At 66.1% G+C, this 13,178-nt stretch carries 11 protein-coding genes; 3 read left to right on the top strand and 8 right to left on the bottom strand.

Features of this window, described 5'->3' with window-relative positions:
• Window positions 1–72 precede the first annotated feature (72 nt).
• Window positions 73–588, bottom strand: coding sequence for a DNA-deoxyinosine glycosylase (locus tag ACTIFK_RS11375; RefSeq protein WP_439543187.1), 516 nt, complete (start codon window positions 586–588; stop codon window positions 73–75).
• An 11-nt stretch (window positions 589–599) separates the two neighbouring features.
• Window positions 600–2,321, bottom strand: coding sequence for a Clp protease N-terminal domain-containing protein (locus ACTIFK_RS11370; RefSeq protein WP_439543186.1), 1,722 nt, complete (start codon window positions 2,319–2,321; stop codon window positions 600–602).
• Window positions 2,322–2,617: 296 nt separating this feature from the next.
• Between ACTIFK_RS11370 and argB the strand changes: the two genes are divergently transcribed.
• Genes argB through ACTIFK_RS11355 form a run of 3 tightly spaced genes read left to right on the top strand, consistent with a single transcriptional unit; the run spans window position 2,618 to window position 4,944 of the window.
• On the top strand, window positions 2,618–3,577 hold the full coding sequence (gene argB, locus ACTIFK_RS11365; protein ID WP_439543185.1) for an acetylglutamate kinase: 960 nt from the start codon (window positions 2,618–2,620) through the stop codon (window positions 3,575–3,577).
• Window positions 3,574–4,362 carry a pyrimidine 5'-nucleotidase gene (locus ACTIFK_RS11360; RefSeq protein ID WP_439543184.1) on the top strand — a complete coding sequence of 263 codons (789 nt, stop codon included), beginning with the start codon at window positions 3,574–3,576 and terminating at the stop codon, window positions 4,360–4,362. Before argB ends, ACTIFK_RS11360 begins: the two co-directional genes overlap by 4 nt.
• A 57-nt stretch (window positions 4,363–4,419) precedes the next feature.
• Window positions 4,420–4,944 (top strand): Csp1 family four helix bundle copper storage protein, encoded by a 525-nt coding sequence (locus tag ACTIFK_RS11355; protein WP_439543183.1) that lies wholly within the window; start codon window positions 4,420–4,422, stop codon window positions 4,942–4,944.
• A 109-nt stretch (window positions 4,945–5,053) separates the two neighbouring features.
• Here ACTIFK_RS11355 and ACTIFK_RS11350 read toward each other — a convergent pair whose 3' ends face one another.
• The 6 genes from ACTIFK_RS11350 to ACTIFK_RS11325 all read right to left on the bottom strand — a co-directional run bounded on the left by ACTIFK_RS11350 (window position 5,054) and on the right by ACTIFK_RS11325 (window position 13,080).
• Complete coding sequence (locus ACTIFK_RS11350) at window positions 5,054–5,518, bottom strand: DNA polymerase III subunit chi (protein WP_439543182.1); 465 nt, start codon at window positions 5,516–5,518, stop codon at window positions 5,054–5,056.
• A 252-nt stretch (window positions 5,519–5,770) separates the two neighbouring features.
• On the bottom strand, window positions 5,771–6,067 hold the full coding sequence (locus ACTIFK_RS11345; protein WP_439543181.1) for a hypothetical protein: 297 nt from the start codon (window positions 6,065–6,067) through the stop codon (window positions 5,771–5,773).
• 214 nt (window positions 6,068–6,281) lie between these two features.
• Entirely contained in the window at window positions 6,282–7,664 is a 1,383-nt protein-coding gene (der, locus tag ACTIFK_RS11340; protein WP_439543180.1) for a ribosome biogenesis GTPase Der, read from the bottom strand.
• 273 nt (window positions 7,665–7,937) lie between these two features.
• A complete protein-coding gene (locus tag ACTIFK_RS11335) occupies window positions 7,938–10,121 on the bottom strand; it encodes a protein kinase domain-containing protein (protein ID WP_439543179.1) in 2,184 nt (727 codons plus the stop codon).
• A 66-nt stretch (window positions 10,122–10,187) separates the two neighbouring features.
• Window positions 10,188–11,522 (bottom strand): trypsin-like peptidase domain-containing protein, encoded by a 1,335-nt coding sequence (locus ACTIFK_RS11330; protein ID WP_439543178.1) that lies wholly within the window; start codon window positions 11,520–11,522, stop codon window positions 10,188–10,190.
• Window positions 11,523–11,673: 151 nt separating this feature from the next.
• Window positions 11,674–13,080, bottom strand: coding sequence for an outer membrane protein assembly factor BamB family protein (locus ACTIFK_RS11325; protein WP_439543177.1), 1,407 nt, complete (start codon window positions 13,078–13,080; stop codon window positions 11,674–11,676).
• Between the last annotated feature and the right edge of the window lie 98 nt (window positions 13,081–13,178).

Raw genomic sequence — 13,178 nt, 5'->3', positions numbered from 1 at the left:
GCAGGACATCTGCCCACTTTTGGCAAACGACAGGCGGCGCACGTCATCCTCGCGTGACAGGCGCCGCCTCAGTCACAGGCTGGCATCGAGCCCCAACCCCGCGCGCCACATCTCGCACTTTTCAGCAAAGCTTCGGGCTGCGTGCGCAGGGCTCGTCGACGGCAGCCTGGCAACCGGCACACCCGGCGGACAATGTCGCGCCGCGTGCGCCCTGAAGCTCGCCGCCGCCTTGCCGCCGTTGAGACCGATGCGGGCGATGCGCGGGTGAGCCGCGAAGAAGGCCGCGAAGTCGTTCGGAACCTCATCGCGGATGTCGGCATCCAGGCTCCCCGGACGCACGCAGGATTTCAAGACATCCCAAACGGCAATGCCGCGCTTGCGCAAAATGCGTGTCCGCTCGTCGTAGCTCTTGTCCGGCCCGGCTTGGACCAGCTCTCCCATAATGCGCCAGAATGCATTCTGCGGGTGGGCGTAGTATTGGCCGGCGTCGAGCGACGCAACACCCGGCATGCTACCCAGGATCAGCAAGCGTGCGTCCGGCGCGGCAATGGGAGCGAAGCTGCGGACGGTGAGCGGCGGCCTCGGCATGCCAATGCCGATCAGAGGCCAAGATGCTTGGCGGCGAGGAGCTTCACGATCACGAAGCCCATCTCGCCGAACTTGGCCAGCAGTCCGCCGGCGACGGCGGCCGCGATCCATCCGGCCCAGCGTTTGGCCGTGCGCCCGTAGTTGGTCGCGACCCGCACCTCGATCACCTGATCGGGCAAAGCCGTTTCAGCCGTCACCCCATCCGCCCCGACCGTGCGCGCGGAGACGATGAGTTGAAGCTGGCGCTTTCCGCGCACCCGCGGCGTCACCGTCCAGCGCCAGCTCGCGAAATCGTCGCTCCCCAGCCCGAGCACATTCTCGATCCACTGGGTTTCGGGAGACCGGTTTTCGATCGTGAAGCCGCCGTCTGGCGCCCGCAGCCGCACCGACATCGCCTTCGTAACGACGACCTCGTGCCGGAACACCGCCCCGCCACCTGAGAGACCCTCAGCCAGCGCCTTGACGTCGGCGCGCGCAATCCGCGCCTCAACCACGACCGGCAGCGCGGCGCGCATGCGGCGCGGGATATTCTCGATCAGCTGCCCGGCTTCGATGAGCGGCCACGAACCGACGAACGGCCCGGACGAGCTTGCGCGTCGTCGCTCGGGAGCAGTGGGCGGACCCGTACGCGGCACATCCGCCCCGCCCGGCCGGCGCGCGGTTGCCGGCGCGGATTGCGGCGGCCCAGGAACAGGCACCGGCGCAGGCGCGTAGCCGCCCTCGTAATGCGCGTACCCGTCGGAGGACGAATGGGGAGACGGATTGGATGGCGGGTCTTCCGTCTCCGCGGGCCACGGCGCGGGGACGTTGTCGAACGGTTCGTCCATAGGCGTGCCGGGCGCCGCCTCGCCAAAATTGGCGTAGCGGTCGTCCTCTAGACCAGGAGGCGCGGGCTGGCGGGAGACCGGATGGGACGGGCCGCCCAGATCGGGATAGTTGGCCCGCGGGAGAGAAGCGGGAGAGACGGGCGCGGGAGCGGCTGGCCCCTCGCGCGGCTCAGTGCGGGTCTGCAGCCGTTCGCGCGCGGAGGCGAGGATTTCCTCCGTGCTCGCAGGCTGCGTGAAATCGGTCTGCGGCGGGGCTGGATAATGCGGCGCGGGTGCCGGGACCGGTGCGGGCGGTGGAGGCGCGGCAACCGGCGCTGGCTGGGGTTGGGGTTCTGGCCGGGGCGCAGGCGCGGCGACAGGCGGTGCAGAGACCGGCGGCGCGGCGCCGGTTGGCGCGGGTGACGGAGCCGGCACGGGAGCAGGCGACGGCGGCGGAGGCGCGACCGGCGCGGCCCGTTGCAACGCCCTGATCACCTCCTCGAAGGTCAGTCCCTGCACGCGCAGGAAGTTCGCGGCCGCGCTGGTCCCGTCTCCCACGATGGCCGCAAGCACGATCGCGCCGTTGATCTCGCGGCGCCGTCCCTGCCGCGCAGCCGCCGCGGCCGCTTCGAGAATGCGCCTCAAGTCGGTCGATATGGCGGTGGTCTGAGTGCTGTTCGGCTGCAGGCGGTCGTCGGAGCGGCCCAGATACTCCGAAACTTCGGCCGCGAGCTGAGCCAGATCGACGTTGCTCGCCTTCATGACGACCGTCGCTTCGGGATCCTCGGTCAGCGCCAGGAGCAGATGTTCGAGCCCGACCTCGCGGTGGCTTTGCGCGGTTGCATAGTCCGCGGCCCGCGTCAGCGTCGCCGTCAGGTAAGGCGACATAGGAATTCTACCGAGATCATCGACGATCATGGTCGTCATTCAGGCTTCCCTTTGAACGCCGCCCCTGCCCGCCAGTCCCTCCTGCCGCCGGCAAATCGGCGCAGCCAGGCCTAGCGGAGCGGATCTCCGCCGAATCTCCCATGTGGGATATGACGTTATGATCCCAATCCGGGCAAGGTTGGACCCCAAACCCGGAGAACTCAACGCGTAATCTTGGCGCGTGAATGTGTAGGAAATCCGTTGAGACGCGCCGTCCAAGGGGTATATGTGCCTGCCGGACGCGGACCGGACCCGAATTCCGTGGAGAATGCTGCGCAGCAGGAGCCGAACGAACGATGGCGAACGTGAAGGACATGCCCGGCGCGGCCCAGGGTAATTTCGATACGAAGGAAGTTTCGGCACACGTCCAGGCCCGCATTCTCGCGGAAGCGCTTCCCAACATGCTGCGCTACGACGAGGAGACCGTCGTCGTGAAGTTCGGCGGCCACGCCATGGGCGACCAGGCGCTGTCGGACGCCTTCGCCCAGGACATCGTCTACCTGAAGCAGTCTGGCGTGAATCCGATCGTCGTGCACGGCGGCGGCCCACAGATCGCGACCATGCTGAAGAAGCTCGACATCACGTCCGAGTTCGTCAACGGCCTGCGCGTAACGGACAAGGCAACCGTCGAAGTCGTCGAGATGGTCCTCGCCGGCCGCATCAACAAGGACATCGTCCTCGCCATCAACCGTCAGGGCGGCAAGGCCGTCGGCATCTGCGGCAAGGATGCCAACCTGATGATCGCGCGCAAGATCACCAGGATGGCCGACCCCAAGACGAACGAGGTCATGGACGTCGACATCGGCTTTGTCGGCGATCCGCTGCACGTCAACCCGCACATCGTCGACGTCATCTCGAAGTCCGATCTGATCCCCGTCATCGCGCCCATCGGTATCTCGCCGGAAGGCGAAACGCTGAACATCAACGCCGATACGTTCGCCTCGGCCCTCGCCGCGCGCATGAAGGCCAAGCGCCTGCTGCTGCTGACCGACGTCGAAGGCGTGCTCGACAAGAACGGCAAATTGATCCCCGAACTCGCCGTGGACGAGGCCCAGGAGCTGATCCGCAATGGCACCATCACGGGCGGCATGATCCCCAAGATCGAAGGCTGCATCGAAGTGGTCGAAGCGGGCGTCGAGGCCGTGGTCATCATCAACGGACGTGTGCCGCACAGCGTGCTGCTCGAGCTACTGACCGATCACGGCGCCGGCACGCTCGTTGGCCGGCGCAAGCCCAAGCCGAAGATTGCCGGATGACGGCGAGCCGCTCCAGCACGCCGGGCGCATCTGCCGCAGCCGCAAAACCGGCTCTGCTCGCGCCGCGCGCCGGGCTCACGCCGCGAGGCTTCGACAGCACCGACGTCTGGATCTTCGATCTCGACAACACCCTCTATCCGGCCGAATGCAATCTGTTCGCCGAAGTCGATCGGCGCATGGGTGAATTCATCGCCCGTTACCTCGGCGTTCCGTACGTCTACGCCCGCCACCTGCAGAAGACCTACTATCGCCAGTTCGGCACGACGCTTGCCGGCCTTATGAAGATCCACAAGCTCGACCCGGCCGAGTTCCTGGCCTACGTGCACGACATCGACCTCTCCCCGGTCGGCGCATCGCCCGCCTTGCGCGCTGAAATCGAAGTCCTTCCCGGCCGCCGGCTGATTTTCACCAATGGATCGCACCGCCATGCGGAGCGCGTCGCCGAAAAACTCGGCGTGCTCGATCTGTTCGAGGACATCTGCGATATCGCGGCGTGCGAGTACGTGCCGAAGCCGGAGGCCGAAGCCTTCCAGCGCATGATCCGCCGCCATGGCGTTGCGGCCGCTCGCGCGGCGATGTTCGAGGACATGCCGATGAACCTTGCCGTGCCGCACGATCTCGGCATGACGACGGTGCTCGTCCATTCGAGCTATCTCGATCATCCCGTCCAGCAGCAGATGAAGTCCTGGACCGAGCTGCCCGACCACATTCACCACATGACGCTCGACCTGACGGGATTCCTGCAGGATCGCCGTGCTCCGATCGGCGGTCCCGCGGGCGCCTAAACTTTGCCCGGCGCCAGCGGCTAACGTCGGCGACACGTCAATTAAATTGGGGTTTTCATGTCCGAGATCGATCGTCACACGATGGGCGCGCAAGACGGCCTGAGCCGCCGCTCCGCTCTGGCTCTCGGCGGCGCGGCACTCGCAGGCGCGGCCGCCCTCTTTGGCGCCGCACCAAAGAGTCTCGCTCAGGACCCGCACGCCGGCCATGAGCACCGCACCGAAACAGATGCCAACAGCAAGGCGGCCTCGCAGCACCAAGCCCTGATCGACGCGGCGGCCGACTGCGTGCGCCGCGGCGAAGCGTGCGTCCCCCATTGCCTGGAGACGCTGGCCAAGGGCGACACCATGCTCGCCGAATGCCTGGAGAGCGTGCTCGCCATGATGCCGGTGTGCACCGCGGTCACGCGCCTCGCGTCCATTGATGCGCCGCGGCTGAAGGAGCTCGCCAAGGTCTGTGGTGACATCTGCGCCGACTGCGAGAAGGTCTGCCGCAAGCACGAGAGCCATCACGAGGTGTGCAAAGCGTGCGCCGATGCGTGCGCGGCCTTCGTGAAGGAGAGCAAGAAGCTGACTGGCGCTTAGAGTGCTTCCGGAAAAGTGGGAACCGGTTTTCCGATTAGAAGCACGACAAAACAAAGACAGAGTCGTTCCGAGATTCCACGTAAAGCGGAACGACTCTAGTTCGCCGGCCTCAGCCCTGCTTCTCCCACCGTCCGGTGTCCGCCGATTGCCGCCAGTAAGTCACCGTGCATCCGGCGGCGCGCGCCGCTTGCCATTGGCTGCGCGCCCGTCCCGTGGCCTCGGTGTCGCGACCGTCGAAAATGCAGACGATACGCGAAAACCCCTGATATTCCGCGATTTCCGCGCCATCGACGAGAAAGCGCACGCCCGCGCCGTTGGGTGTTTCGTCGCCCAGCGTGAGATAGACCGGCTGGCGCGCCGGATCGCCGTCGCGCAGCGTTCCGTGCGGCAGAAAACTAGCGTCGTCGTATGTCCACAAGAAGAGATCGATCGCTTCGAGCCGTTCCTGACTTCCCGCCTGCACGACGGCGCGCCATCCGCGCTCGAGCGTACGCGCGACGAGCGACGGCAACACGCTTTCGAGCGAGGTGCGCTCGAGGTGATAGAACAGAACCTCGGCCTTCTCGTCCGTCATCGGCATCCGCATTAGAAAAATTGAGCCCTTGATGTTTAAGGGCGTGTCACCTATCTACCGAGGTCCGGTGCGGCGCCATCTTTGGTGACGCCCGTGCGGGCGGTGAGTGAGGCAGCATCTTCGGGTTCGCTGCCATGCTCCCGCCCGCTGCGATTCTCGCTTCGAGTAGTTCCGCTGCGAGTTGTGGGCGACGCGCATCGGATCGGGGCAGCCCGCGAGGGATTGACGTCCCCCGGCGGGCCCAGCAGTCACTCACTTCTTCTTCAGATACTTCCTCGGCACCATGCCGGCGTCCACGAGCGCATCGAAGCACTGTTTGCTGAGATTGCCACGCTTGCCGGCCAGCGTGATGCAGTCCCGCAGCGCAGACGATCCGACCTTGTAGGCAGGGCAATGCGTGTCGTAATCGCCGCGGCACGCGTTCTCGACTTTTTTGCTGTAGGCATTCGCCTCGACCGAGACGAACGAGATCGCAACCGCTGCGATCATCGCCGTGCGAACGGCGCGCCGCACGGCCGCCGTCGGGACTGAACTGACAACTTCGGACATCGTATTTCCTGTTTCTTGATTTCAACCGGCCGGATCCCCGCCGGAAATTACCCCGCGCAACAGGCCCGCGCCAGAGACATTGTAAGCGCCAGGGCCAACGTCAAAATGGGCGCGACATGTCGGTTACGCCGCTTCGGCCGCGTCGGCGCCGAGGCAGAGGCGGCAAGAAAATGCGGTCAATACAGGAAACTAAGCCGAGAGATCCCGGCAGGCGCTATCGGCCCCGCCGCTTCGGCGCAAACGGATTGTCGCCGCTGCGCAGATTGAGCCGGATCGGCACGCCGGGCAGATCGAACGCCTCGCGCAGGCTGTTCACGAGATAACGCTGATACGTTTGCGGCAACGCATCGGGACGCGTGCAGAAAGCCACGAACGTTGGCGGCCGCGTCGAGGGCTGCGTCATGTAGCGGATCTTGAGGCGGCGGCCGGAGGGTGCGGGCGGCGCATGGCGCGCCAGCGCCTCCTGGAGCCAGCGGTTGAGCTTCGGCGTCGCCACGCGCTTGTTCCAGATGTCCGACGCCGTCACGATCGCCTTGAGCAGCTTGTCGAGGCCCTTTTCACTCGCCGCCGAGATCGGCACGACGGCGACGCCGGGAACCTGGGCCAGTCCCGCGCCGATCTTATCGAACATCGCCTTGAGGAACTTCTGCTTGTCCTCGATGAGGTCCCACTTGTTGATGGCGATGACGAGCGCGCGACCTTCCTCCGTCACATGTTCGCCGATGCTGAGATCCTGATGCTCGAGCCCGCGATCCGCATCGATCAGCAACACGACCACCTCAGCGAAACGGATCGCCTTGATCGAATCCCCGGCGGAAAGCTTTTCCGCGAGGTCCGTGATCTTCGCGCGCCGCCTGAGCCCCGCCGTGTCGAACAGCTTGATGGTCTGCCCGTTCCATTGGATGTCGCTCGCGACCGTATCGCGCGTCAGCCCCGGCTCCGGCCCCGTGATCATGCGATCCTCGCCGAGCAGCGCGTTGACGAGCGTGGACTTGCCCGCATTCGGCCGCCCGACGATCGCCACACGCAGCGGCTTGCGTGGCTGGACAGGCTCGTCCTCGGGTGCATCGCCGTCGCGGCGTTTCGGCCGGCTCTTCGGCGTGAGACCGAGCGCCGCCATCGCGTCACGCTCGAGGTCCGACAGCCCCAGGCCGTGCTCGGCGGAAATCGCCACCGGCTCACCAAGTCCGAGCTTGAACGCGTCGTAGAACCCGCTGTCGGAGGTGCGGCCCTCGCACTTGTTTGCGATCAGCACCACCGGGCGCCCCGAAGCGCGCACCGTGGTCGCAAACGTTTGGTCCGTCGCCGTCACGCCCGCCTTGGCATCGATGACGAAAAGAACGAGATCGGCCTGCTCGATAGCCGCTTCCGATTGCGCCCGCATCCGGTCGGCGATCGAGCCGCGCTGCGCGACCTCAAGACCTGCCGTGTCGATCAGGCTGACGACGTGGCCGCCAAGCTCCGCCTCGCCGTGCTTGCGGTCACGCGTAAGCCCCGGCAAATCCGAGACGAGGGCGTCGCGGGTACCGGTGAGCCTATTGAAAAGGGTCGACTTCCCGACGTTGGGCCGGCCGACGATGGCGATTTTTGGGGTCATGTCACGCTCGCTTGAGGCGCGCTTATGGCCTGAAACGTCGCGAAAAGCAAAGCGGCACAGCCGCCGCCCACTCAGGCCAGGATTGAGGCGAGGATCGTAACCGGCCGGTCTGGCCCGCCGCGGGGCCCTCCAGGAACCCGCCCGCATGGTTAAATCAGTCCCCGGCGCGTCCGACCATCTTCACAGATGCGGCCGCATGTAAACCGGCTTGGGCACCGCGCAAGGCAGGACAGCCCGGCCACCGCACATCCACCAAGCGTCAGGCCAGCGCCGCTATTGCGCCGAAGCGTGCCACTCGTTGGATCCGTCGGCGCAAACGTGCATCACGATTTCGCAATTCTTGCCGCCGTCGTTGGCGCACGCTTCGAGTGACAGCGTCTTGGCGGACTCGAGCGTCGTGTCGGAAGCCCAGCCCGTACCCCAGTCGTCCTTGCCGCGCAAACCGCTCGCGATCGACCAGCATTGATCCTTGAACGTGACGTAGTGCTCGCACCCGCCCTGCTCCGAACGCGACGTGCACTCACGCATCGCCGCTTCCTTCGCCTTGTCTTCGTTGCCATGCTTGATCGAGTGAAAGATCATCGACTGCGAGTCTTTCGCCACGCCGCCCCAGTCGTCGATCCAGTACGTGGCGCCCGGCCCGCATTCGGCCGCCAAGGCCCGGAATGCGCGTTCGAACCCATCGGTCGAGAACGTGAGCTTCAGCGTGCCGCCGAACACCGAGGCGCCCGTCATCTGCACCTCGCCTTGGTGATAACGAAGCGTCCGCGTGACCTCCCGCGACCACGACCCGTCAGCGTCCTGGATCATCGAGATGTTCTCGCCGTCCACCTGCAGCAGTTGATGCGTGCCGCCCGCCGACATGCTGATCGGAAGCGACGTATCGAACAGGTTCGATTTCGCCATGTAGATGTCGATTTCGTCGACGTTGTCGGTTTTACGCTTGCGCGAGAACGCCAGCGTCGGCCGCGTCGTCACGAGCGTACGGCCCTCGATCTGGGTTGCGCCCGTCGAGATCGAGCACAGCTCCGTGTTTTGCTCGTAGAGCCAGCGCCCGTCGGCAACCGCGCCCGGCACGGTGTAGTTGTCGAGCTCGACCGGCTCCTCGAGGATCCGGTTCACGGTGGCCTGGTTCAGAATGCCGGTTTTGTGCTCGCCGATGGCGCCCTGATACGCCTTCAGGCCCTCGCGGATGTCGGAAATCGTCGCCGTGCCCGTGCCGGTCATATGGCCGAGACGGCGCAGCACCAGCTCCACGCGGCCCCACACCGCATTCGCATCCTGGCTCGCGAAGATCGGCAGGCGCCGCTCCTCCGTCGTGTCCACGGCGGCGGCTTCGCCTTGTGGCGTGGGGACCGGCGACACCGTCGTCTTGGGCTCGCTGCTGAACGTGCGGATCAAGAACACGGCAAGCATCACGAGCGCCGCGCCGCGCAGCACGTAGTCGGGCCATCGCAGCGGCGTCTTGTCCGCATCGCCGGGGGGCTTCCCGTCGCCACCGCCGCCGCCGAAAAAGCGCGTGACCTTCGTCTTCACGTCCGCGCCCGGCTGGTAGCGCGTGGCCGCAGTCGGCACGGAGCCGCGGCCGCTCGGCGCTCCCATCAGCTTGCGCCGCCACTCGCGAATGGTGACGGGCCGGTTCTCGGAATCCGTTTGCAGCGCCCAGTCCACCGCGGCGAGAAAGTCGCTCCGGTACGCGCCGCGCGCCGTCTCGCTGGCCGGCACATAGGTGTCCCTGCGCACGCGCGACAGCGCGTCCGGCGGCGGCCCACCCGAGATGACGCTGTAGATGGTGGCGCCGAGCGAATAGATGTCCGACCACGCGCCCTGCTGGCTCGTTTCGCGATCGTATTGCTCGATCGGCGAATAGCCGGGCTTGACGATCGCGGCCACGGTTTGCGTGCGTCGCGCGAGCGCCTGGCGGCTGGCGCCGAAGTCGATCAGCACGGGACTGCCGTCGTCGCGGATCAGGATGTTGTCCGGCGAAATGTCGCGATGATAGATGCCCGCCGCGTGCAGCGCTTCGAGCGCATTGAGCAGCGGCTCGAGCACCTGGTCGAGTTCGCGCTGCTGGGGAGGTTTCGGAAACCGGTTCTCGAGCGTTTGGCCTTCTTCGAACGTCATGACGAAGTAGCCGGTCTCGTTACCCTCGAAGTACCGCATGCAGCGCACGATGTTCGGGTGCTGCAGACGCGCGAGGCGGCGCGCCTCGTCGATGAATTGCGACAGCCCCCACTTGAATTGCTCGACCTCGCTCCGCCCGCGCGGCTGCACGGTGACCGTGTTCGACCGGCTCGCGAAATCGCGCGGAAAGTATTCCTTGATGGCGACGTCGATATCGAGCTTCACGTCGCGCGCGCGATAGGTGATGCCGAAGCCGCCCGCGCCGAGGATGCCGTCGATGCGATATTCGTCCGCGAGAAGCGTGCCGATGGGAAGCGAGAATTCGTGTTCCATTCAGGGCCCTGACGTGAGGATGTCAGCCTGCGCGATGCGCGCGGCTGGCAAAACGGAAAGCAAGTGTCATAAGTCTCGCCCCAGATGGAACGTGTATCCCACCGCGCCGAACCGGACCGGTTGGCCCGCCGGCACGACGGCCTTGGTGACGCGATCGGTGCCGATGAACGTTCCGGCGCTCGACCCGAGATCCTCGATCCAGAGCGCCCCGGCCTTGTCGAGCCACAGGCGCGCATGGCGCCGGCTGACGCTCTCGTGCGTGAGCACCACGTCGGAACTGCGCGAACGCCCGACGATCAGGGGTTGCCCACTCGCGAGCTTGTCGCGGTCGATCACGAATTCCGGACCCGCCGCCTTGGGAACGAGCGTGAGGGCCTTGTTACGCCGCGCCGGCGGTGGCGCGAGCCGCTCGCGCTTGGCGCGGTCGCGCGCCACACGGTCGCCGAAGCCCGCGTCCGCCACCACCTGGCTGACGCGGTTGGCGACGGCCGTCACCGGGCGCACGACGGCCGGGACCTGCTTGCGGTAAGCGATGAACAGCGACGCCGCGGCAAGCGCGAGACTGGCGAAGAACATCGGAAACATCAGCGCATTGGACGCGGTGCTCGTGATGTTGCAAGTGCTCGAGATCACCTGCGGTGAAAAGCTTGCGACTTCCAGGAAGCGCGTGATCTCCCTGGGGTGAATGGCATAAAACACGCCCTGCGGATCGTTCTCAACCGCGCGGATCGTATTGACGCCGAGCACGCGCCCGCAGCTGTCGATCAGCGGCCCGCCGCTATTGCCCTGGTTGATGGCGGCGGAGTGCTGCAGCGCCGGCCCGTCGATGCTGCGGAAGTAGCTGAGGTTGCGCGACGCAACGCCTTCCGTCCACGTCGGCCGATAGAAGTCTTCGTCCTGCGGACCGAAGCGGACGGACTTCATTTCGCCGGTGCTCTTGTCGGCAAACAGCGCCACGTCGGCCGTGCCGGGAAATCCGATGGCGATCACGCGCGTGGTCGCTTTCGTCTCGTAGCCTGCCAGCGGCAGCGCTTCACCGGGCAGATCGCTCACCGCTTCGAGAACCGCCAGATCCTTGTCCGGAGACCGCCTGAGCAGCTTGGCGTCGATCACCTTGGGTTTGCCGTCCACCAGCATGGCGAGGTGAAAGCTCGCCCCGCCCTCGACCACGTGATTGTTGGTCACGACGATGCGGCGGCCGGACACGATCCAGCCCGTGCCGATGCTCATCTGGTCGGGATTGTTGATCTGGGGCGCCATCACCCGGACAACGCTTGCCTCGATGGCCGACGTGTCGAACGCTTCGCTGGCGGCCGAACGGTCTGCGGGCAGGTGCAGGAAGCCGAGAAGCGCCGCGAGGGCGAGGAATCTCCAACGCTTCGGCACGGCAGGCTTCGCCATCTTCTGCCCCATGAGCGAGGTGGACTGAAGATGAGTATAAAGGCAAACGCATCCGCGAAGCTAGGTGCTTCGGCAGATGTCCTTACCTTCCTGGCCACGAGAAGCGCGGCAGTAACAATGAGGTACGGGAAACGTCGAGATCAGCGCTGGCTCAGTTGAAGGCGACGAGTTTGGCGTCGTCCGTCAGCACGAACAGCTTGCCCTGAGCCACGATCGGCGTGATGAAAACCGGCCCGCCAACACCCATCTGGCCTGTCACGCGCCCGGTTGCAGCATCCACACCTGCCAATTGGCCATCCTTGGAGGCCAGCCACAGGGTGCCGTTGGCCAGCACCGGCCCCGACCATGTGTTCGAATTGGGCAGCTTCACCGTCCACTGCACTTTGCCGTCGCGCCGGTTGAGCGCCATGAGCTGGCCCGTGGTGTCGACGACGAACACCGTATCTCCAACCACGTAAGGGGCTTGTGTTCCCGGCAGGCTGATGGACCAGAGCCGTTCGCCGCTGGACGCGACCGTGGCAACCATGCGCCCGCCGTGGCCGATGGCGAAGACCGTGCCGTTGTTGAGCGCCGGCCGGGCCGCATCGCTCATCGAAGCGAGCTGAGAGGTGGTGCGCGAGCGCGACAGGCTTTCCGACCAGAGGCCGCTGCCGTCCGAGATACGCAGCGCGACGAGATCGCCCGACGGATAGGGAACGACGACGACATCCCCTTCCACTGCGGGGCTGGCGTTGAGGCCGAGGCTGGCCTGCTGCGGCAACCCGCGCACGACCCACAGCTCCGTCCCGTCGGTCGTGGACAGGCAATAGAGCTTGCCCTCGATGGTCAGAACGAACAGCCGGTCGGCTGCGGAGGTCGGCGCCGCGCGGATCGGCACGCCGATGTTCTTTTCCCAGAGCCGCTTTCCGGTCGCCGGATCGAGCGCGATCACCGCGCCAAAGCCGCTGACCCCATAGAGACGCCCGCCGTCCGCGGCGATGCCGCCGCCGTAGCCGCCGCCGTCTTCGGCCGTCAGGTTGAGGATGTTCTGGGTGATGGCGGAAAAGCCGGGGCCCTTTTTGTCGGTGGTGGGCGCCAGCGTCGCGCTCCAGACCGCCGCACCGCCGGATACTGCGAACGCGGAAACCTTGCCGTCGGAATCGAGCGCGTACACGCGCCCGTCGTAGACGATCGGTGGAGCCGAGACGCGGCCGACCTTGCTGGTGCCCTTGCCGGCGCTGACGCTCCAGGTCTGGCGCAGCGTATTGCCGGCAAGCGCGAGATGGCCCGGCGCGTTGCTGGCCTCACCGCCCGGCTGCGGCCAGCTGTCGTTGAGATGCGGTGGCGGAAGCACGATCGGCGCATTGGCTTCGGCGAGTTCGCCGAACGCCTTGTCCTGCGTCGGAAGCACCGCGATGCGTTTGCCGGGCAGCGGCGGCACCGTCTCTTTGAACGGGTTGAGATCGCCCATCTTCGGCAGGCTGGGCAGGCTGTCCGAGCAGCCACCGGCGAGCGCGCCGGTCGCCAGGACGGCGAGCCCCCCGAGGAGTGCAGCCCAGCTCGGGCGACGCGGCGTCATGTTCAACCCTCCAGGACCGACCCTTAGAGTGCTTCCGGAAAAGTGGGTGCCGGTCATGGCGAAGCCACGCCAGCGACAGTGTCCGATAAGAAGCACGA

The organism is Hyphomicrobium sp. (assembly GCF_051860585.1).
GTDB lineage: Bacteria > Pseudomonadota > Alphaproteobacteria > Rhizobiales > Hyphomicrobiaceae > Hyphomicrobium_C.
The sequence above is the reverse complement of the archived record's forward strand: the minus strand, read 5'-3'. Positions and strand labels throughout refer to the sequence as shown.

Excerpts from the sequence above, each read along its gene's own strand:
- ACTIFK_RS11375 (WP_439543187.1), bottom strand. The coding sequence starts at position 588 with ATGCCGAGGCCGCCGCTCACCGTCCGCAGCTTCGCTCCCATTGCCGCG.
- ACTIFK_RS11370 (WP_439543186.1), bottom strand. The coding sequence starts at position 2,321 with ATGACGACCATGATCGTCGATGATCTCGGTAGAATTCCTATGTCGCCT.
- argB (WP_439543185.1), top strand. The coding sequence starts at position 2,618 with ATGGCGAACGTGAAGGACATGCCCGGCGCGGCCCAGGGTAATTTCGAT.
- ACTIFK_RS11360 (WP_439543184.1), top strand. The coding sequence starts at position 3,574 with ATGACGGCGAGCCGCTCCAGCACGCCGGGCGCATCTGCCGCAGCCGCA.
- ACTIFK_RS11355 (WP_439543183.1), top strand. The coding sequence starts at position 4,420 with ATGTCCGAGATCGATCGTCACACGATGGGCGCGCAAGACGGCCTGAGC.
- ACTIFK_RS11350 (WP_439543182.1), bottom strand. The coding sequence starts at position 5,518 with ATGACGGACGAGAAGGCCGAGGTTCTGTTCTATCACCTCGAGCGCACC.
- ACTIFK_RS11345 (WP_439543181.1), bottom strand. The coding sequence starts at position 6,067 with ATGTCCGAAGTTGTCAGTTCAGTCCCGACGGCGGCCGTGCGGCGCGCC.
- der (WP_439543180.1), bottom strand. The coding sequence starts at position 7,664 with ATGACCCCAAAAATCGCCATCGTCGGCCGGCCCAACGTCGGGAAGTCG.
- ACTIFK_RS11335 (WP_439543179.1), bottom strand. The coding sequence starts at position 10,121 with ATGGAACACGAATTCTCGCTTCCCATCGGCACGCTTCTCGCGGACGAA.
- ACTIFK_RS11330 (WP_439543178.1), bottom strand. The coding sequence starts at position 11,522 with ATGGCGAAGCCTGCCGTGCCGAAGCGTTGGAGATTCCTCGCCCTCGCG.
- ACTIFK_RS11325 (WP_439543177.1), bottom strand. The coding sequence starts at position 13,080 with ATGACGCCGCGTCGCCCGAGCTGGGCTGCACTCCTCGGGGGGCTCGCC.